Genomic DNA, 17,730 nt, shown 5'->3' on the forward strand with positions numbered 1-17,730 from the left:
GGCCGCACCACCGGCGGCGACCTCGGGGGCGGTCACTGCGCCACCCCCGCCACGGTGAAGAAGGCGCGGGCCCGCGCGGCGGCCAGTTCGGCGTCCGGCAGCAGGCCGGCGGAGTCGGCGAGCACGAGCAGCCGGGCCAGGTGCGCCGGGGAGCGGCCGGCCTGCTGCCCGGCCACCATCAGGAAGTGTTCCTGGTGCCCCGCCAGCCAGGCGAGGAAGACGATGCCGGTCTTGTAGTGCCAGGTGGGGGCGGCGAAGAGGTGCCGGGCCAGCGGCAGGGTGGGCGCGAACGCCTCGTCGTACCCGGCGAGGTCGCCCCGGTCAAGGGCGGCCAGCGCGGCGGCGGCGGCCGGGGCGATGGCGGCGAAGACGCCGAGCAGCGCGTCGGAGTGCCCCTGCTCGTCGCCGCGGATCAGCTCCGGGTAGTGGAAGTCGTCGCCGGTGTAGAGGCGTACCCCGGCGGGCAGCCGGCGGCGCAGCGCGACCTCCCGGTCGGCGTCGAGCAGGGAGACCTTGATGCCGTCGATCCGCCGCTGGTGGTCCTTGATCAGGTGCAGCACCGTCTCGGTGGCCTCGTCCAGGTCGGTCGAGCCCCAGTAGCCGGCCAGCGCCGGGTCGAACATGTCGCCGAGCCAGTGCAGCACGACGGGCGCGTCGGCCTCGGCCAGCACCTCGCCGTACACCCGCAGGTAGTCGTCGGGGCCGTCGGCGGCGGCCGCCAGGTGCCGGCTGCACATCAGCACGGCACGGGCGCCGGCGTCGACCGTGGTGGCGAGCTGCTCGGCGTACGCCCGGCGTATCTCGGTCAGGGTGGCGGGCCCCGGTGGGAGCTGGTCGGTGGCGACCCCGGCGACGATCCGGCCGCCGACCGCCCGGGCCTCGGCGGCGCTGCGCCGGATCAGCTCGCGGGTGGCCCGGTAATCGAGCCCCATGCCGCGCTGGGCGGTGTCCATCGCCTCAGCCACCCCGAGCCCGTACGACCACAGGTGCCGTCGGAAGGCCAGAGTGGACTCCCAGTCGACGGCGGCCGGGGCGCCCGGTGTGTTCTCCGCCCCCGGATCGGCGACCACGTGCGCCGCCGCGTACGCCACCCGGCTGGTCGCCGGGCCGGCGGGGCGGGCGAACCCCGCGCCCCCGCGCAGCCGGTACGCCCCGACGCCCGGCAGCCGGACGGTGCCGCTCACCGGGTCAGCTCCGGCACCTCGACGCGGCAGCCCTCGCGGGCCGAGCGCAGGCCCAGCTCGGCGAGCTGCACGCCGCGCGCTCCGGCGAGGAAGTCCCAGGCGAACGGCGCGCCGGTGACGACGTGCCGCAGGAACGCCTCCCACTGCACCTTGAAGCCGTTGTCGAAGTCCTCGTTGTCCGGCACCTCGGTCCACTGGGCGCGGAAGTCCTCGGTGGCCGGCAGGTCCGGGTTCCACACCGGCTTCGGGGTGACCGCCCGGTGCTGGACGCGGCAGCGGCGCAGCCCGGCGACGGCGCTGCCGGCGGTGCCGTCGACGTGGAACTCGACCAGCTCGTCGCGGTGTACCCGGGTGCACCAGGAGGAGTTGAGCGCCGCGACGATCCCGCCGTCGAGCTCGAAGATGCCGTACGCGGCGTCGTCGGCGGTGGCCGGGTACGAGTGGCCGGCCTCGTCGACGCGTTCGGGGATGTGGGTGGCGGCGAGGCAGGTGACCGCCCGTACCGGGGCGAAGAGTTCCTCCAGCACGTACTGCCAGTGCGGGAACATGTCCATCACGATGCCGCCGCCGTCCTCGGCCCGGTAGTTCCAGGAGGGTCGCTGGGCGGGCTGCCAGTCGCCCTCGAAGACCCAGTAGCCGAACTCGCCGCGGACGGAGAGGATCCGGCCGAAGAAGCCGCCGTCGATCAGCCGCTTGAGCTTGCGCAGGCCGGGCAGGAAGAGCTTGTCCTGCACCACGCCGGTGCGGACGCCGGCCGCGTCGGCGGCGCGGACGAGTTCCAGCGCGGCCACGCTGGACTCGGCGAGGGGCTTCTCGGTGTAGATGTGCTTGCCGGCCTCGATCGCCTGCCGGATGGCCTTCTCCCGCTGCTGGGTGACCTGGGCGTCGAAGTAGATCTCGACGTCGTCGCGGGCCAGCGCGGCGGCGAGGTCGGTGGTCCAGTCGGTGAGCCCGTGCCGCTCGGCGACGGCGCGCAGCCGGCCCTCGTCGCGGCCGACCAGGACCGGCTCGGGCCAGATCCGGGAGCCGTCGGGCAGCGGCAGGCCGCCCTGCTCGCGGATGGCCAGCAGGGACCGGACCAGGTGCTGGCGGTACCCCATCCGACCGGTGACGCCGTTGACGATGATGCCGATCGACCTTCGGGTCATGGTCGTCCTTCCGTCGAGACAGCTCAGGCAAGCGCTTTCCTGGCAGCGTAGGGGTCCGCTCGGCATGCGGGCAAGGGCTTTCCTGACACCCGTGCGGTAGCCTGTGCCCGACCGCGGGGCGCGGGACCGGGGGCGGGCAGTTCGGGGGTGGCCATGGCGACGCTGGCCGACGTCGCCCGCCGCGCGGGCGTCTCCCCCGCCACCGCCTCCCGGGTGATCAACGGCAGCAGCAAACCCGTCGCCGACGAGCTGCGCGAGCGGGTGCTGCGCGCCGTCGCCGACCTGCGCTACGTCCCGAACGCGCACGCCCAGCTGCTGGCCCGGCCGCAGCGCAGCGTGGTCGGCGTGGTGGTGCACGACGTCTCCGACCCGTACTTCGCCGAGGTGACCCGGGGCCTGCAACGGGTGGCCACCGACCGGGGCCGGCTGGTGATCATCTGCAACAGCTACCGCGATCCGGAGCGGGAGCTGGAGTACGTCGAGATGCTGCGGGGCCAGCAGGTCGCCGCGATCGTGCTGGCCGGCTCGGGCTACCACGACCCCGACTTCACCGCCCGGCTCACCGAGAAGCTGGCCGCGTACGAGGCGACCGGCGGCCGGGTGGCCGTGATCGGCCGGCACGAGCACCCCGGCGACGCGGTGATGCCGGCCAACGCCGACGGCGCGCGCCTGCTCGGCGCGGAACTGCGCCGGCTGGGTCACCGCCGGGTCGGCGTGATCGCCGGTCCCCGGGAGCTGACCACCACCAGCGACCGCCTGGCCGGCGTCGCCGAGGGGATGGCGGCCACGCTGCCGCCGCAGCGGGTCCGGTACGCCGACTTCACCCGCGACGGCGGCGCCCGCGCGGCGGCCGAGCTGCTGGACGCCGTACCGGGGCTGACCGCGCTGGCCGCGCTCAACGACTCGATGGCGGTGGGCGCGCTGACGCTGCTGCGCGCCCGGGGCGTCCGGGTCCCCGCCGAGGTCTCCGTCGTCGGCTTCGACGACATGCCGGTGGCCGCCGACGTGACACCCGCGCTGACCACCGTCCGGCTGCCCCTGGTCGAGCTGGGCGCCCGCGCGATGACCCTGGCCCTGGAACCGGCCGTCGACCGTCCCCGGGTCGAGGTGCTCCCCGCCGAACTGGTCCGCCGCGACAGCCTCGGCCCCGCCCCCGCCTGACCGTCGGCGGGACGGGACCGCCGCCTGCGGGCGGTGGAGGCAGCTCACCCTCCCGACGAGGTTCGAAATCACCGCCAACTGGGGACAATGGGTGCCACGGGCGACGGCACGGCTGCCCCGACCCGGTTGGCGAGGGAATGGAGGTGCCCGCTGGTGGCGCCCGGACCGGACCCTGACGCGTACGAGGCAGCGGCGCGTCTCTTTCCGGGCGACGACCCGACCAGCGCCGCGCACCGGGCCACCGACTGGTCGGCGACCCCGCTGGGCCCGGTCCAGTCGTGGCCGGCGGAACTGCGCGCCGCCGTGCGTTCCGTCCTGCCGTCGAAGATCCCCATGCTGCTCTGGTGGGGCCCCGAGCTGGTGCAGATCTTCAACGACCCCTACACCGGCATGGTCGGCGACAAGTTCCCGGCCGCGGTCGGGCAGCGGGGCGCGGAGTGCTGGGCCGAGGTGTGGGACACCCTCGGCCCGATGACCGAGCAGGTCCTCAGCGGCGGCGGCGCCACCTACGCGCAGAACCAGCTGCTCTTCCTCCAGCGCCACGGCTACCGCGAGGAGACGTACTGGACCTTCTCCTACAGCCCGGTGCATCGCGGCGACGGCAGCGTCGCGGGGATCTTCGTGGCCACCAGCGACGTGACGGGCCGGGTGGTGGGCGACCGCCGCCTGGCCCTGCTGCGCACCCTGGGAAACCTCTCCATCGCCGAGGCGGACACCGCCGGTGACGCGGCCCGGGCGGCCGCCCGGATCCTCGCCCAGGGACGCACCGACCTGCCCCTCGGGCTGGTCTACCTGCGCGAGGAGCAGCTCCCGGACGACGCGCGCGGGGGGCAGCCACCCGGTGACGAGCTGACCCTGGTGGCCTCGTTCGGCCCTCCCCTGGTCGACGACACCGCCCCGGACGGCCGCGCCGCCCCGGGTCAGCTCGCCGAGGTGGCGCAGGTGATGCGCACCAGGCGACCGGCCCGGATCACCGGCCTGGCCCGCCGCCAGCGCCACCCCGCCGGCGGGGACGACCTGCCGGTCGACGAGGCGATGGCCCTGCCCCTGCTGGCGACCGGGCGGGCCCGGCCCGTCGGCGTGCTGGTGCTCGGTGTCACCCCGTACCGGGAGCTGGACGAGCCCTACCGGCACTTCCTGGACCTGGTCGCCAACCGGGTCTCCACCGCGCTGACCGACGTGCTGGCCTACGCGGCCGAGCGCCGCCGGGCCGCCGCCCTCGCCGAGCTGGACGCCGCCAAGACGGAGTTCTTCACCGACGTCAGCCACGAGCTGCGGACCCCGCTGACGCTGATCACCGGCCCGGTACAGGAGAGCCTGGCCGACCAGCGCGAGCCGCTGCCGCCGGCCCAGCGCGAGCGGCTGGAGGTGGTCCGCCGCAACGCCGGCCGGCTGCGCAAGCTGGTCAACGACATGCTCGACTTCGCCCGGATCGAGGCCGGCCGGCTGGAGGCCGAGCGGACCGCCACCGACCTCGCCGCCCTCACCGCCGGCATCGCCGAGTCCTTCGCGCACGCCATGCGCCAGGGCGGGCTGGACTACCAGGTCGACGTCCAGCCGCTGCCCCGCACCGCCCACGTGGACCGGGACATGTGGGAGAAGGTGGTCGCCAACCTGCTCTCCAACGCGCTGAAGTACACCCTCACCGGCACCGTCCGGCTGCACCTGCACGGCGACGACGAACACGTCACCCTGTCGGTCAGCGACACCGGCGTGGGCGTCCCCGCCGACCAGCAGGAGCTGCTGTTCCGCCGCTTCCACCGGGTGCGCGGCAGCGGCGGACGGTCACACGAGGGCACCGGCATCGGGCTGGCGCTGGTGCAGGAGCTGGTCCGGCTGCACGGCGGCGACGTCGGGGTGCGCTCGGTCGAGGGCGAGGGCTCCACCTTCACCGTCCGGCTGCCGTACGGCCGGCCCACCGACGCGGCGCGGGTCGGGGCGGAGCCGGCCCGGCCCGCGTACCCGCAGGACGCCCTGAGCTGGGCGGCCGGAACGGGCCCCACCGAGGCGACGCCGGCCGCGGTGCCCGCGCCGGCCCCGCCCGCGGGCGCCCCGACGGTGCTGGTGGTGGAGGACAACGCCGACCTGCGGGACTTCCTGGGCGGCCTGCTCGCGCCGCACTACCGGGTGGTCACAGCCGTGGACGGTCGGGACGGGCTGGAGCGGGCCCGGGCGACCCCGCCGGACCTGGTCCTCACCGACATCATGATGCCCCGGCTGGACGGCTTCGGGCTGCTGCGTGAGCTGCGGGCCGACCGGCACACCGCCACCGTGCCCGTCATCGTGCTCTCCGCCCGGGCCGGCGAGGAGGCGGCGGTGGAGGGGCTGCGCGCCGGCGCCGACGACTACCTGGCCAAGCCCTTCTCCTCCGTCGAGCTGCTGGCCCGGGTCCGCGCGCACCTGGAGCTGGCCCGGCTGCGCAACCACGAGGCGACCTGGCGCACCGCGCTGGTCGACTCGTTGCAGGACGCGTTCGCGGTGGTCGAGCCGGACGGCACGCTGGTGGAGGCGAACGACGCCTTCTGCCGGCTGATCGGCGTCGAGCGGCTGCGGCTGCCCGCGCCCCCGCCGTACGACTGGTGGCCGGACCGGGAGCTGGACCAGGCCGAGCGGACCCGGCTCGCGGCGGCGCTGGACGAGGCGACGCGCGCCGGCCGGGGCCGGGTGACGCTGCCGCTGCGGCACGCCGACGGCCACCGGATCTGGGTGGAGGCGGTCTACAACTCGGTACGCGAACCCCGCACCGACCGCCGGCTCTACGTCGCCACCCTGCGCGACGTCACCACGGAGGTCGGCGTGGCGGCCCGCAGCGCCGCGCTGGCCGCCCTCTCCGGCCGGCTGGCCGGGGCCACCGACATCACCGAGGTCCTGCACGCGGGCCTGTCCGAGCTGGCCGACCTGGTGGGCGGCGCGCGCGGGATCGCGATCACCCTCGACGGCGCCGGGGCGCCGGTGGTGGTCAGCGCGGGCCTCGAACCCACCGACCGGGTGCGGGGCCTCCTCGCGCGGCTGGGCACCGACGGCGGCTCGACCCTGGTGCGGGACGACGCGGGGCGGGTGACCGGCCTTGGCACCCGGATCGAGCCCGGCGTGCCCGAGGGCGGGATCTGGCTGGAACTGGACCCGCCACGACGGTTGCCGACGCTGGACCGGCCGCTGGTCCGGCAGCTCTGCGGCGCGCTGGCGCAGGCGCTGGTCCGGGCCCGCGCCTACGAGACGCAGCGCACGGTGGCCCTGGCCATGCAGCGGGCGATGCTCGGCCCGGTGGAGCTGCCGGCCGGCTTCGCGGTCCGCTACGAGCCGGCGTTCCGCCCGCTAGAGGTGGGCGGCGACTGGTACGACGTGGTCCCGCTCCCCGGCGATCTGGTGGGCGTGGTGGTGGGTGACTGCGTCGGCCGGGGCCTGCCGGCCGCCACCGTGATGGGGCAGCTGCGCAACGCCTGCCGGGCGCTGCTGTTGCAGGCCAAGAGCCCGGCGGAGGTGCTGTCGGCGCTGGACGACTTCGCCCGGTTCGTGCCCGGCGGGGGCAACACCACCGTGTTCTGCGCGATCGTCGACCGCTCGCTGGGGGTGCTGCGCTACTCCTCGGCCGGGCATCCGCCGGCCATCCTGATGCACGCCGACGGCAGCGCGGAGCTGCTGGACCGGGCCGGCTCGGTGCCGCTGGCCAGCGTCGCGGTCAGTGGCCGCCCGGAGGCGGGGGCGAGTTTGTCGGCCGACTCGACGCTGCTGCTCTACACCGACGGCCTGGTGGAGCGGCGGCGGGAGCTGATCGACGCGGGGATCGCCCGGGCGGTGGACATCCTCGCCGAGGGTCGGCAGCAGCCGGAGGCCGAGGTGGCCGACCGGCTGGTCCACGACCTGGTGCCGGACGTCCGCCACGACGACGTCGCAGTGCTGATCTACCGGCACCGCGAGCCGGCGGTGTTCCACACCGCGCTCGCCGCCGAACCGGCACAGCTCTCCCCCACCCGGGAGGCGCTGCGGGCCTGGCTGACCGGGCTCGGGGTGGGTGAGTCCGACATCGAGGCGGTGCTGATCGCCATCGGGGAGGCGTGCGCCAACGCCATCGAACACGGCTACCGGTTCGCGCCGGGCGCCACGGTGACGGTGCGGGGGCGGCTGCGGGCCGGGCGGCTGGAGATCGAGGTGGCCGACACCGGCGGCTGGCGGGAGGCCGGCGCGGAGGACGGGGAGCGGGGCCGGGGACGGCTGATCATGGCCCGGCTGATGGACGAGGCCAGCATCGACGGCACCCCGGAGGGGACCGTCGTACGGCTGGCCAAGCGGCTCTCCGGCACCGCCTGAGCCGTCGCGTACGCGACGGCGGGATCCGGCCGGTAGTGAAGATCGGCTATAAGTGGTCCATGGAGTTCCCGCCGTACCTCGCGACCATGCCGATGCACGCGATCACCGAGATCCACGGCGAACCCGGCCTGCTGGAGCGGTTCCGGCTGGAGATCCGGGCGTTCGACCCGGCGGAGCGGGACCGGCTCACCGCCGCCCTCGACCTCGCCGCTGAGCTGCACCGCGACGACCGGCGGGTGCGCGAGCCGTACCTGAACCACCTGCTGCGGGTGGCGATCCGGATGATGCACCACTACCAGGTGCGCGACGTGGACGTCATCGTCGCCGGCCTGCTGCACGACGCGGTGGAGGACCACCCGGACGAGCTGGCCGGGCCCGGCGAAGCCGATCCGACGGCGGCGGCGCTGGCCGCGCTGGCCGCGCGCTTCGGCCCGCGGGTCGCCCGGCTGGTCGGCGCGGTCACCAACCCGGAGTACGACCCCGACCGCGACCGCAACGCCCAGTACCGCGAGCACGTGGCGGCCAGCCTGGACCGGGAGCCGTGGGCGCGGGTGATCAAGGTGTCGGACTTCACCGACAACGGGCTGGGCGTGGTCTACACCATCGGGCCAAAGGTGGCCCGGTCGGCGGCGAAGTACCGGCCGCTGGTGCCGGTCTTCCGCGACCTGATCAGCCGGCCGGACACGCCGCTGTCGGCGCCGGTGAAGCGGCACATCTTCGCCCAGCTCGACCTGGCCGAGGAGCGGTTCAGCGCGATCCTCGACCAGCCCAACTAGGAACGGCGCAGGACCCGGGTCGCGCCGGCGGCGGTGACGGTGCCCGAGGGCGCCGGCCCCGCGGGTCAGGCCGTGGCGGCGGCGACGCGGCGGCGCAGCGCGGGCAGCCGGTCCGAGCTGGTACGCAGGACGACCCGGACCGGGTACCGGCCGTGCGACCACACGTCGTCGAAGACCGCGAGCAGGGTGGCGAACTGCGCGGGCGGCTCGTCGGCGAGGAGCTGGTCGGCGTCGTCGACGCACAGGGCGAGCGGCCGGGCGTCGTCCGGGTCGAGCAGGCAGTCGGCCAGCGCGTCCCAGTTGCGCCCGAACCAGTCGGGCAGGTGAAGGGCCTGCGCGAGCAGCTCGAACAGGTCCCGGCGGTTCCGGGCGGCGGTGCCCGGCACGACCACCGTGCCGGTGACCGGGTCGGTGGTCAGCTCCAGCCACGGGGGCAGGTCGGGCGCGTCCATCCGGTCATCCTCTCCGTTCGGGCCGGGCCGGGCGGTCCCCCGGCCCGACCGCTGCCGACTCAGAGCCGGTAGAAGTTCGCGTAGTGGTCCGGCGAGAACCAGGTGACCCCGGTGCTCCTGTTGACCACGATCCGGTACGCGTCGCGGGAGGCGCCGTAGGCGCGGGGGTAGACGTCGTACTCGTGGTAGGTGGCGTTGCCGGGGAGCTGCCCCTCACGGTTGTAGAACTGGCCGCCGGCGAAGTTGTACAGGCCGCCACTCCAGCTGTACCAGCCCCGGCTGGTGGGGAATCCCTTGGCGGCCCAGCCGGAGCGGGCGGTGCGGGCGTCCGCGCAGCGGGTCATCGTGCAGGAGCTGTACACCGAGGCGGACGCGGAGTCGGTCAGCGTGGGGGTCACCACGGACGGGCCGACGAGCGCCGCGGCGACCATCGCCGTGAGCAGGGCGCAGGTGGCGGCCAGGCGGCGCAGACGGGTGAGCGGGGCGGGCGGGGTGGCGAGGATGGTCATCGGGCCCTCCGGATCACGAGGCATCGATTAATCTCGACCTTCAGTGTCGGGCCCGACCGGTCCGGACGAGAAGCCCCCGGCACCCGAATTCGTCCACAACGGTCGATGACATCCCGGTGTCGCCGTCCGGTCGGTCGGCGGTCCATCCACGTGTGGATGGACCGCCACCCGTGGAGCGACGGCGTCCTCCGCTGCGCCCGCTCCACCTACCGCCGGATCAGCCGAGCACGCTGATCGACGAGTGGGATCCGGCCGTGCCGAAGATGGTCCCCTGGAACGGAGCGGGGCGGGCCGGGTCGCTGACCAGGCGTACGGACAGGTAGTCCGGTGCGCCGGACAGGTGCAGCGCCCAGCGCATGCCCAGCGCGCCGATCCAGCTCGCGCCGCCACCGTCGCGCTGGAACGAGCAGCCGTCGATGTTCACCACGTCCGCCTCGACGAAGAAGCCGGCCGAGTACCGGTCGTTGGTGCCGACGCCGGTGGAGTCGGCGGTGCATCCGGAGAGCGTGGCGGCCCGGCCGGACACCTCGAACCCGCAGCCGTAGGTGTCCTGCGCCTCGCAGCCGACGATGGTCGCCCGCGACGACGCGACCTTGAAGGCGGGGCCGGGCGTCGGCCCGGAACCCGTCCCGTACGCCTTGCAGCCCCACAGCTTCATGTTGCCGCCGCCGATCAGGTAGCCGCCCGAGCCGCCGCCCTGCGCGGAGCAGCCGCTGACGAAGCCGTCCGACGACTGGAGGTTGTACGCCCAGCCACCCGCCTTCTCCACTCGGCAGTCGGTCAGCTTGAACTCGCGCTGCCCACCCGGGTACGCACCGCCGAGGTAGATGCCGTCGGAGGTGGTGTTCGCGACGAACACCCGGCACAACCAGGGCGCCGGGTCCGGGCCGTACTGGGTGGGCTTGGTGGCGATCTGGAGGTTCACCCCGTTGGCCGCCAGGTTCACGCCGTCGAGCCCGATGTCCCGGATGCACATCCGGGTGGCGGTGCCGGTGACCATCGCGCCGCCGGTGAAGCCACTGGCCGCCTTCAGCAGCGTCGACAGCGGACCGGCGCCGACCAGGGTCTGCTTGTCCAGCAGCACGATCGGCGCCTTGACGTAGTAGGTGCCGGCCGCGATGAAGACCGCCCCCTGCGGGCCGACCGCGTTCAGGGCCGTGTTGATCGCCCCCTGCGCGCCGGTGGTGGTGTTCACCTCCCAGGTGGCGCCGGAGCCGGCCGGGCCGACCCACGGCAGGCCGCTGGTGGCGGCGGCCTCGGCGGCCGACGCCGCACCGACGAACGGCGCGGCGACCGCCGCGGTCGCGGCCACCGCCGTACCCCGCAGCAGTGCGCGCCGGCCCGTGTTCTTCTCCTGCACGTGTCCTCCTCGGATCGCGGCATCCGGGCGTCGACCCGGTCCGCCGTACGGGCGGTCGGGCGCGGAGGACGGACACCGACCGGGGGACGCGCGCGGTGGCCACCCGGCGACGGACGGCGCCCCCGTACGGGTCGCCCCGCAACGCTCGTCAGTGCCTGGCGCACGCCAGCATGGACGGCCGCATCGACCGTGTCCACTGCCGAGGTCGCCTTCTCGCCGAGGGCGCGCGGCCCGGCGGTACGGGGCAGCGCGGCGGCGCCCCCGCCCATAGAACCGCCACTCGCCTCGATCTTGGCTGCTTCCCCTCGGATGGCACGATGACCGCCATGGACTGGATGCCGTTGCTGAGCACGGGAGCGGGCGCCCTCATCGCGCTCTCCGGCAGCTTCCTGGTCGACCTGCGCCGGGGGCGCGACGCCCGGGACCGGGACCGGGACCTCGACCGGTGGCGTACCTGCATCGACTTCGCGCTCGCCCTGGGCACCGCGCACAGCATGCTGCGGAACGCGCCCGCCGGTGACCGCGCCGCGACCAGGCAGGCGATGACCGACTCCGGGGCGTACCAGGAACGGGAGCGGCTGCTGATGTCCGGCACGCCGGAGCTGGTGGTGGCGGGCGAGGACGCGTTCCACCGGCTGGTCGACATGCAGCGGCAGATCCGCGCCGGGGAGGACCTGCGCAGCGCCGACGGGCACGAGGCGTACCACCGGTTCGCCGAGGCGCTGTGGAGGTTCCGGATGGCGGTGCGCCGGCACTTCGGGCACCGGGCGATCGACCCGGGAGCGCTGGACCGCAAGGACTGGTCCGAGCGGAACGAGTGCGTGTACTGCGGCGCCGCCGCCTAGCAGGCGACGGCGGTGTGGCGGAACACGCGGCCGGCTCGATCAGGAATCGAGAAGCGCCGGTCGCCCAGCCGCAACTAGCGTGATCGCCATGGACATCACCATTCACACCACCGTCCTTCCGCACGTCGACCCGGACGCCTCCCTGGCCTTCTACCGCGACACCCTCGGCTTCGAGGTCCGCAGCGACGTCGGACAGGGCACGATGCGCTGGATCACGGTCGGCCCCGTCAACCAGCCCGGCACGTCCATCCTGCTGGCGCCGCCGGCCGCCGACCCCGGGGTCACCGAGGACGAGCGCTGCACCATCGCCGAGATGATGGCCAAGGGCACCTACGGCTGGATCCTGCTGGCCACCCGGGACCTCGACGCCACCTTCGAGAAGGTGCAGGCGGGCGACGCCGAGGTCGTCCAGGAGCCGACCGAGCAGCCGTACGGCATCCGCGACTGCGCCTTCCGCGATCCCGCGGGCAACCTGGTTCGCATCCGGGAGCTCCGCTGAGCCGTCCGCTGGTGAAAGGAGCTCGCCAATGTGTCACCCCTCGTGGGGGCGCGCACTCGCGCAGCGGCTGCGCGACCTCGCGCTGCTGCGCCGCGTGCGCGACCGAATCGACCGGGAGTACGTGCAGCCGCTGGACGTCGAGGCGCTCGCGCGGGGCGTGAACATGTCGGCCGGGCACCTGAGCCGTCAGTTCCGGCTGGCCTACGGCGAGTCGCCGTACTCGTACCTGATGACCCGGCGCATCGAGCGCGCGATGGCGCTGCTGCGTCGTGGTGATCTCAGCGTCACCGAGGTCTGCTTCGCGGTCGGCTGCGCGTCGCTGGGCACCTTCAGCACCCGCTTCACCGAGCTGGTCGGCATGCCGCCCAGCGTCTACCGGGACCAGGCGGCGCACGCGACGGCGGGCATGCCGCCGTGCGTCGCCAAGCAGGTCACCAGACCGGTCAGGAATCGAGAAGCGCCGGCTCCCGAGCCGCATCTAGCGTGAGCCCTACCTGGCCGCCGATCACGACACGGCCGCCGGGTGGACCGACCGATGACCACGAAGTGGCTGGAGGAAGCATGACGGACGCGCCGCCGCGGGGGCTCAAGGAGAGGCTGCGCGACACTCGCGCGAAGCTGGAGAGCGAGGTCGATCTCTGGGTCGCGACGTCGGGCTCCCCGGGCGGCGTGCACCTCATCCCGCTGTCGTACCTCTGGGACGGAACCACCTTCCTCATCTCGACGCCGCGCGCCTCGGTCACCGGCCGCAACCTGCTGGCGGACGCCCGGGTACGACTCAGCCTCGGCCCGACGCGCGACGTCGTCATCGTCGACGGCACCGCCGAGCCGGTGGACATCGCCGACCTCGGCCCGGAGACGGGCGACGCGTTCGCGACCAGAACCGGTTTCGACCCGCGCGAACTCGACGAGCCCTACCAGTACTTCCTGATCCGGCCGCGACGCGTCCAGGCCTGGCGGGAGGCGGACGAGCTGCAGGGACGCGTCCTCATGCGCGACGGCCGCTGGCTCGGCTGACCGCCGCCCGGGAACACACCCGCCCCGCCCACGAGCGGGGCGGGTAGACGTCGCCGGGTTCACTGACCGAGGCCCTTACTGCGCGACGGGGTGCTGAACGACGATCCTGCCGGTTCCACGAGGTATGGTTCCGCCTCGGCGCGTACCCGGGCGCCTCGCGAATCTCTTCGCGGCCGTGGCCGCGGCCGGTTCTGTCGGTGCAGGACTGGTACCTGTTTCCGAGGCAGCGCCCGCAGTGCGGCGGCGAGGGTGGCTGGTTGGCGATCACCGAACATGCCGTCATGACCTGAGCAGGTCAACGTGCGGCGAGGCCGAGATATCACCGATTCACGGCATTTGTCAGATTGTCTGGGTGTCGCGCTTCCGGGCCGGCACGACCGCCGCGAAGGCGACGGCCTGCTTGTTAGCGTGTGGTGAACACGTTCATCGACGCGTCAACGACGACGGGTTTCCGCTGTTGAGCGCGGTATCGCGCCCCCGGCTGCCAGGGGGACGACATGACGGGCACCTCCAGCACCAAGCCGCCTGCCCGATGGCCCCAACGGGGGTCGCGTGGGCTGAACCTGACCTGGGAGGCGACCGTCCGGACGGGACAGTGGGCGAAGACGCGCTGGGAGCAGCTTGTCGCGGCGCTGCAGGACGCCGAGCCCGCCGCGGCACCGACCGTCCCACCAGCCCGACCCGGCCAGCTCGTTGAACGACGAACCGCGTCGGGGCCGCTCACGGTGCCGGCTCGGGACTACGTCTTCCGTTTCATCGTCCGCGTCACCTTCACCTGGTCGTCGAATCGGCTGGGCGCGGACCGGCTCAGCTGGTACGCCCAGGCCTGGACACCACAGGCGAGCCAGCGGGTCAGACGCGCCGCGGCGAAACTCTCCCGCACCCTCCCAGCGACGCAGGCCGGCAAGCTCGAAATGGCGCTGCAAAACGAACTGTCCAGGCAGGGCCGGTGGACCTTCGGGCAAGCAGACGCCCTGGTCACCTGCGAACCCGAGATCTCGGTGGAGCTCGACGAGCAGGTGCGGGAACTCCTCCGACCGTACGGTGAACAGATCATCAAGGTGGAGCGCGAATACGACGTACACCGGCGGCGGGCCGAGTCTGCCGAGCGGATCTGCCGGCAGTGGATCACGGTCATGGAGTTGTTCGTCGACAGCCCGGCGACAGAGACCTTCGGGCAGGACGTCAAGGACGACCTGATCAGCGCCGTCCAGCAGGTCAAGCGGGACGCCGAGGCCGCCGCGGAGGTCAGCAGGAAACTGCGGACGGCGGGCCCCGTCAACGCCGACGTGTTCCATCCGCACACCTGGTTCGACCATCCCGCCTCTCCGGCACGAGACGAGGGGCGGACGAACGGCCAGCCCGAGCCGGCGGTCGACACGCCGAAGACGGACGGCGATCAGGCGGCAGCCGCAGACTCCGGCAGCAACCCGACCCGGTGATGTGTGATTCCTCCAAGCGGCAATTCGGTCAGAGCGACCTCACGCTGGCCGGCGGTCCGGCCAGCTACCCCGCTGCTCCCGATCTGCTCGCAGCCGGTCTGCCAACTCGCAGATCGCTGCGGCGTATCGGGCGTCCGATTCATTCAGCATGTGCCCCTTCACCTGTGGCAGGGCGCTCTCCCCTGGCTGAGCCAGCACGGTATCGGGGTCGCGTAGGCGGCGGTCCACCAACGCGGCGGGCGGAGGGCGCAGCGGCGGGTCCCCGGGCCGATGCCCGGAGAAGATCCAACCGCCGATGGGGTCGGTGTCACTCCACAGGTTCAGCCAGCGCCACCCGATCCGGTCGCCGATCTCGTGCAGCACAGGCTCGCCGAAATACGCAGGGTGCAGCTGGGCGTACAGCCGCCTGAGGGGGGAGGCGTAGGTGAGCAGCGCGACTCGTCGCCGCACCTCTGCGGGCAGTCGCAGCACGCTTGCGGCCAGGATGACCGACCCGTGGCTGTGCCCGCTGAGCACCACTCCGTCGTAGCGCCGCGCCAGCCGGCAGATCCGATACGTCAGCTCGGGCACCGCGCGGTCGGTGTAACAGGGCGGCGCGAACGGGTGGGCCGCGCGGGGCCAGAAGGTGCCAAGGTCCCACAGCACTCCGACGTAGCGGCGAAAACCCGCCCTCCCGTGCGCGAACAGCCCGCCGACCAGGAGCCCGCCGACGAGCGCGAGGATCAGGTAGCTGCCGATGGCCATCACCACGCTCACCGCCTCACTCGGCACGCCGAGGTGGTCCTGCACCAGCGGGCCGGGCTCCAATCCCAGCAGAGCCAGCACGCCGGCCGCGAGCCCGATCACGGTCAGGCACGCGTAGGCGATGCCGAGTGAGCCCAGCTGCTCGGTGAGGGAAGCCCGGATCACCGCTTTCCGCACTCGTTGCACCTGAGTGGCCGCTTCTGGAGGAGGAGCGGGGTAGTCCCGGGCCACGATGGCCGCCGCGGTCCGCCGACGCTCCGCGCGAGCCGACAGGATGATGACGGCCCACGCCGCCGCGCCGGCGATCGGGGTCAGGAAGAAGGCCAGGATCGCCCACCGGTACGCCGGCGCCGGCACCGCCGGGTCGCTTGGCTGCAGCACGAACGTCGGCCCGCTGAGCACGGACGCCGCACGGTAAACCAACTCGCCGGAAAGGGCCCCGGCCAGGCCCGCCGCGACTGCCGCGACGATGACGGCGCCCAACCCGCGCAGCAGCGCCGGCCGGCGGTCCCGGCCGCCAGGACGCCACAGCACCAGTACGGCGAGCGCGACGAGCAGCGCCATCTGGGCGACGAAGACGATGGCGACGATGGCGTCGTACCTGGGCAGCCCGTTCGACCGCGGCCAGCGGACCGTTCCCATGGCGACTGCCCCGAGCGTCGCGACCGTCAGGCCGCCGGCTACGACGTGCAGCACCACCGGTATGCGATCCGTGGTGCCGGCGCTCGAAGTCGGCTCCAGTAGGCCCGGGACGCAGAGCAGCACGACACACGTGGCCAGCAGCGCTGCGGTGAGCGCGGACAGCACGACCACCGCCACGGACGCCCCGGCGGCGGCGCGTGCGGCGAGCAGCACGAGGTCCAGCGTGACGAAGGCAGCGGCGACGTGGATCGCGCGAAGCCGCTGCGCCGTCGGCGAGACGTCCCACCGGTCCAACGCCGCGAGGTCGCCATCCGAGGAATCCGCCGTCGGCAACCGGGGGGCTCCGTAAGGGCGAGCCTGTTGTCGTGCGCTGAGCCACCACACCAGTGCCACCGCGGCGAACGGCACCAGGGCCAGCAGCGCCAGGCGCAGACCGGCTGGCCGGCCGGCCAGCCAGGACAGCCAGCCCCGCCCGGCGAGACAGCGGGACGAGCCCAGGCACCTCCATCCCAGGAGATCGAGGGCGACCCCGGCTGCCGTCAGCGCGTACAGCACCGTCAGGGTGAGGGCGAGGAGCCGACACAGCACCGTGACGCCGGACTGCCGGCCCCCGCCCGCTGGGCGCATCCAAAAGGTCGTGTTGCTGAGCATGAACGGCAGGAGAAAGACCAGGGACAGCGTCCGCCCCGCGGTGCCGGAGGGCAGCTCGCTCCACTGGTACGCCTCCAGCACCGTCCCGCCCGGACCGGAGGAATGCGGGGATTGCGCTCGGGGGCGGTAGAAACCGGCCCGGCGGTCGCCGGCCACCTGACGGACGTCCTGGCAACCGAGCATCTGACCGGCCCCGGTGCCGGCCACCCCGTGGACCCTGAGCTCCACGATTTCCCCCGACAACCGCCCTGGTACGGATGACGGTGTCACGTCGTACATCAGTCAGCGACCCCCAAGCGCGGCGGCCAGCAGACAGTGGTCAGCCGCGACCATGTTGCGGTGGTCGCTGCCCGGGGCTGGCGCTGATGTCTACCCGCGTCGGCGCCCGACAGTCACCCGGCGAGGGGGGTGACTCTTCTGAAGCTACTGCTTACTCTTCGTCCTGTTTTTCCATCCCGCCGGTCGCCTCGTAATGCCATCCGTCATCGTCGCGGCGAACCCTGCGGTACTCCACGTACCAGGTGCCGTCACCGCTCTCATGGGTGAACTCCACGAGTTCGTCGGTGGCGCCGGGCAGTTGCCGGTCCACCCCGTCGAGTGGCCCGCCATGCAGGTGCGCAACCAATCCAGTCATGTCTGCCGCCTACCCGCGCCCTTGCCGGCCATGCCGCCGACCGCACCGCTTGCTCGCGGGAGGCCCCGCAGCCCGCGGTGTCTGCGAAATCCGAGTTTGGCTGACGTCAGACGTGCAGGGTCAAGGGCTGGCCACTCGAGCGGCCGAGGCGATGATCGACTGGGCGTTCACGAGCGTGGCAGGGTACGGGTGGAGTGGCTCAGCGTCCCTGGCAACCAGCACAGCCAGGCGGTGGCGCGACGGCTCGGTGTGCGCCGCGACGGCGTCCCTCGGCAGGCGTCCCGCTCGGCGACGAGCGGCACGACGTCGAGGTCTGCTCTCTGCTGCCGCAGAGTGAAAGTAACGCAATGCCGCCAAA

General features: G+C 73.5%; 15 protein-coding genes. 8 read left to right on the plus strand and 7 right to left on the minus strand.

The genetic code is table 11. The features are described from left to right. Positions 1-32: 32 nt before the first annotated feature. Both V6U88_RS13190 and V6U88_RS13195 read right to left on the minus strand, forming a co-directional pair. Complete coding sequence (locus V6U88_RS13190; protein ID WP_334452828.1) at positions 33-1,184, minus strand: dihydrodipicolinate synthase family protein; 1,152 nt, start codon at positions 1,182-1,184, stop codon at positions 33-35. Then, entirely contained in the window at positions 1,181-2,332 is a 1,152-nt protein-coding gene (locus V6U88_RS13195) for a Gfo/Idh/MocA family protein (protein ID WP_334452830.1), read from the minus strand. The genes V6U88_RS13190 and V6U88_RS13195 overlap by 4 nt, the downstream gene beginning before the upstream one ends. Before the next feature lie 153 nt (positions 2,333-2,485). Between V6U88_RS13195 and V6U88_RS13200 the strand changes: the two genes are divergently transcribed. The 3 genes from V6U88_RS13200 to V6U88_RS13210 all read left to right on the plus strand — a co-directional run bounded on the left by V6U88_RS13200 (position 2,486) and on the right by V6U88_RS13210 (position 8,577). Continuing rightward, on the plus strand, positions 2,486-3,493 hold the full coding sequence (locus V6U88_RS13200; RefSeq protein ID WP_334453041.1) for a LacI family DNA-binding transcriptional regulator: 1,008 nt from the start codon (positions 2,486-2,488) through the stop codon (positions 3,491-3,493). Positions 3,494-3,646: 153 nt separating this feature from the next. Further along, positions 3,647-7,801, plus strand: a complete 4,155-nt coding sequence (locus V6U88_RS13205; RefSeq protein ID WP_334452832.1) for a SpoIIE family protein phosphatase — start codon at positions 3,647-3,649, stop codon at positions 7,799-7,801. A 59-nt stretch (positions 7,802-7,860) separates the two neighbouring features. Next, positions 7,861-8,577 carry an HD domain-containing protein gene (locus V6U88_RS13210; RefSeq protein ID WP_334452834.1) on the plus strand — a complete coding sequence of 239 codons (717 nt, stop codon included), beginning with the start codon at positions 7,861-7,863 and terminating at the stop codon, positions 8,575-8,577. A gap of 65 nt (positions 8,578-8,642) precedes the next feature. Here V6U88_RS13210 and V6U88_RS13215 read toward each other — a convergent pair whose 3' ends face one another. The 3 genes from V6U88_RS13215 to V6U88_RS13225 all read right to left on the minus strand — a co-directional run bounded on the left by V6U88_RS13215 (position 8,643) and on the right by V6U88_RS13225 (position 10,898). Further along, positions 8,643-9,029 carry a barstar family protein gene (locus V6U88_RS13215; protein WP_334452836.1) on the minus strand — a complete coding sequence of 129 codons (387 nt, stop codon included), beginning with the start codon at positions 9,027-9,029 and terminating at the stop codon, positions 8,643-8,645. Positions 9,030-9,088: 59 nt separating this feature from the next. Then, positions 9,089-9,538, minus strand: coding sequence for a ribonuclease domain-containing protein (locus V6U88_RS13220; protein WP_334452838.1), 450 nt, complete (start codon positions 9,536-9,538; stop codon positions 9,089-9,091). 217 nt (positions 9,539-9,755) lie between these two features. Further along, positions 9,756-10,898: a right-handed parallel beta-helix repeat-containing protein gene (locus V6U88_RS13225; protein ID WP_334452840.1), complete on the minus strand. Its 1,143-nt coding sequence runs from the start codon at positions 10,896-10,898 to the stop codon at positions 9,756-9,758. Between the two features lie 317 nt (positions 10,899-11,215). Here V6U88_RS13225 and V6U88_RS13230 point away from each other — a divergent pair, with 317 nt between their 5' ends. From V6U88_RS13230 to V6U88_RS13250, 5 genes are all read left to right on the plus strand, one after another. Beyond that, on the plus strand, positions 11,216-11,743 hold the full coding sequence (locus V6U88_RS13230; RefSeq protein WP_334452842.1) for a hypothetical protein: 528 nt from the start codon (positions 11,216-11,218) through the stop codon (positions 11,741-11,743). 88 nt (positions 11,744-11,831) lie between these two features. Beyond that, positions 11,832-12,242, plus strand: a complete 411-nt coding sequence (locus tag V6U88_RS13235) for a VOC family protein (RefSeq protein WP_334452844.1) — start codon at positions 11,832-11,834, stop codon at positions 12,240-12,242. A gap of 28 nt (positions 12,243-12,270) precedes the next feature. Continuing rightward, the gene (locus V6U88_RS13240; RefSeq protein WP_334452846.1) at positions 12,271-12,729 is read left to right on the plus strand and encodes a helix-turn-helix transcriptional regulator; all 459 of its coding nucleotides are present in this window, start codon (positions 12,271-12,273) and stop codon (positions 12,727-12,729) included. A gap of 74 nt (positions 12,730-12,803) precedes the next feature. Further along, positions 12,804-13,259: a pyridoxamine 5'-phosphate oxidase family protein gene (locus V6U88_RS13245; protein WP_334452849.1), complete on the plus strand. Its 456-nt coding sequence runs from the start codon at positions 12,804-12,806 to the stop codon at positions 13,257-13,259. A 497-nt stretch (positions 13,260-13,756) separates the two neighbouring features. Then, positions 13,757-14,701: a hypothetical protein gene (locus tag V6U88_RS13250; RefSeq protein WP_334452851.1), complete on the plus strand. Its 945-nt coding sequence runs from the start codon at positions 13,757-13,759 to the stop codon at positions 14,699-14,701. A gap of 39 nt (positions 14,702-14,740) precedes the next feature. Here the strand turns inward: V6U88_RS13250 and V6U88_RS13255 are convergent, their stop codons facing one another. Beyond that, a complete protein-coding gene (locus V6U88_RS13255; RefSeq protein ID WP_334452852.1) occupies positions 14,741-16,945 on the minus strand; it encodes a hypothetical protein in 2,205 nt (734 codons plus the stop codon). A gap of 223 nt (positions 16,946-17,168) precedes the next feature. Continuing rightward, positions 17,169-17,372, minus strand: a complete 204-nt coding sequence (locus V6U88_RS13260) for a hypothetical protein (protein ID WP_334452853.1) — start codon at positions 17,370-17,372, stop codon at positions 17,169-17,171. Positions 17,373-17,730: the final 358 nt, after the last annotated feature.

It is taken from the genome of Micromonospora sp. CPCC 205739, assembly GCF_036906795.1.
Classification (GTDB): Bacteria; Actinomycetota; Actinomycetes; order Mycobacteriales; family Micromonosporaceae; genus Micromonospora.

What these genes read in the sequence shown, in the direction of transcription:
- V6U88_RS13240 (WP_334452846.1), top strand. Translation starts at nt 12,271, where the DNA reads ATGTGTCACCCCTCGTGGGGGCGCGCACTCGCGCAGCGGCTGCGCGAC.
- V6U88_RS13215 (WP_334452836.1), bottom strand. Translation starts at nt 9,029, where the DNA reads ATGGACGCGCCCGACCTGCCCCCGTGGCTGGAGCTGACCACCGACCCG.
- V6U88_RS13235 (WP_334452844.1), top strand. Translation starts at nt 11,832, where the DNA reads ATGGACATCACCATTCACACCACCGTCCTTCCGCACGTCGACCCGGAC.
- V6U88_RS13210 (WP_334452834.1), top strand. Translation starts at nt 7,861, where the DNA reads ATGGAGTTCCCGCCGTACCTCGCGACCATGCCGATGCACGCGATCACC.
- V6U88_RS13260 (WP_334452853.1), bottom strand. Translation starts at nt 17,372, where the DNA reads ATGACTGGATTGGTTGCGCACCTGCATGGCGGGCCACTCGACGGGGTG.
- V6U88_RS13245 (WP_334452849.1), top strand. Translation starts at nt 12,804, where the DNA reads ATGACGGACGCGCCGCCGCGGGGGCTCAAGGAGAGGCTGCGCGACACT.
- V6U88_RS13200 (WP_334453041.1), top strand. Translation starts at nt 2,486, where the DNA reads ATGGCGACGCTGGCCGACGTCGCCCGCCGCGCGGGCGTCTCCCCCGCC.
- V6U88_RS13195 (WP_334452830.1), bottom strand. Translation starts at nt 2,332, where the DNA reads ATGACCCGAAGGTCGATCGGCATCATCGTCAACGGCGTCACCGGTCGG.
- V6U88_RS13230 (WP_334452842.1), top strand. Translation starts at nt 11,216, where the DNA reads ATGACCGCCATGGACTGGATGCCGTTGCTGAGCACGGGAGCGGGCGCC.
- V6U88_RS13250 (WP_334452851.1), top strand. Translation starts at nt 13,757, where the DNA reads ATGACGGGCACCTCCAGCACCAAGCCGCCTGCCCGATGGCCCCAACGG.
- V6U88_RS13220 (WP_334452838.1), bottom strand. Translation starts at nt 9,538, where the DNA reads ATGACCATCCTCGCCACCCCGCCCGCCCCGCTCACCCGTCTGCGCCGC.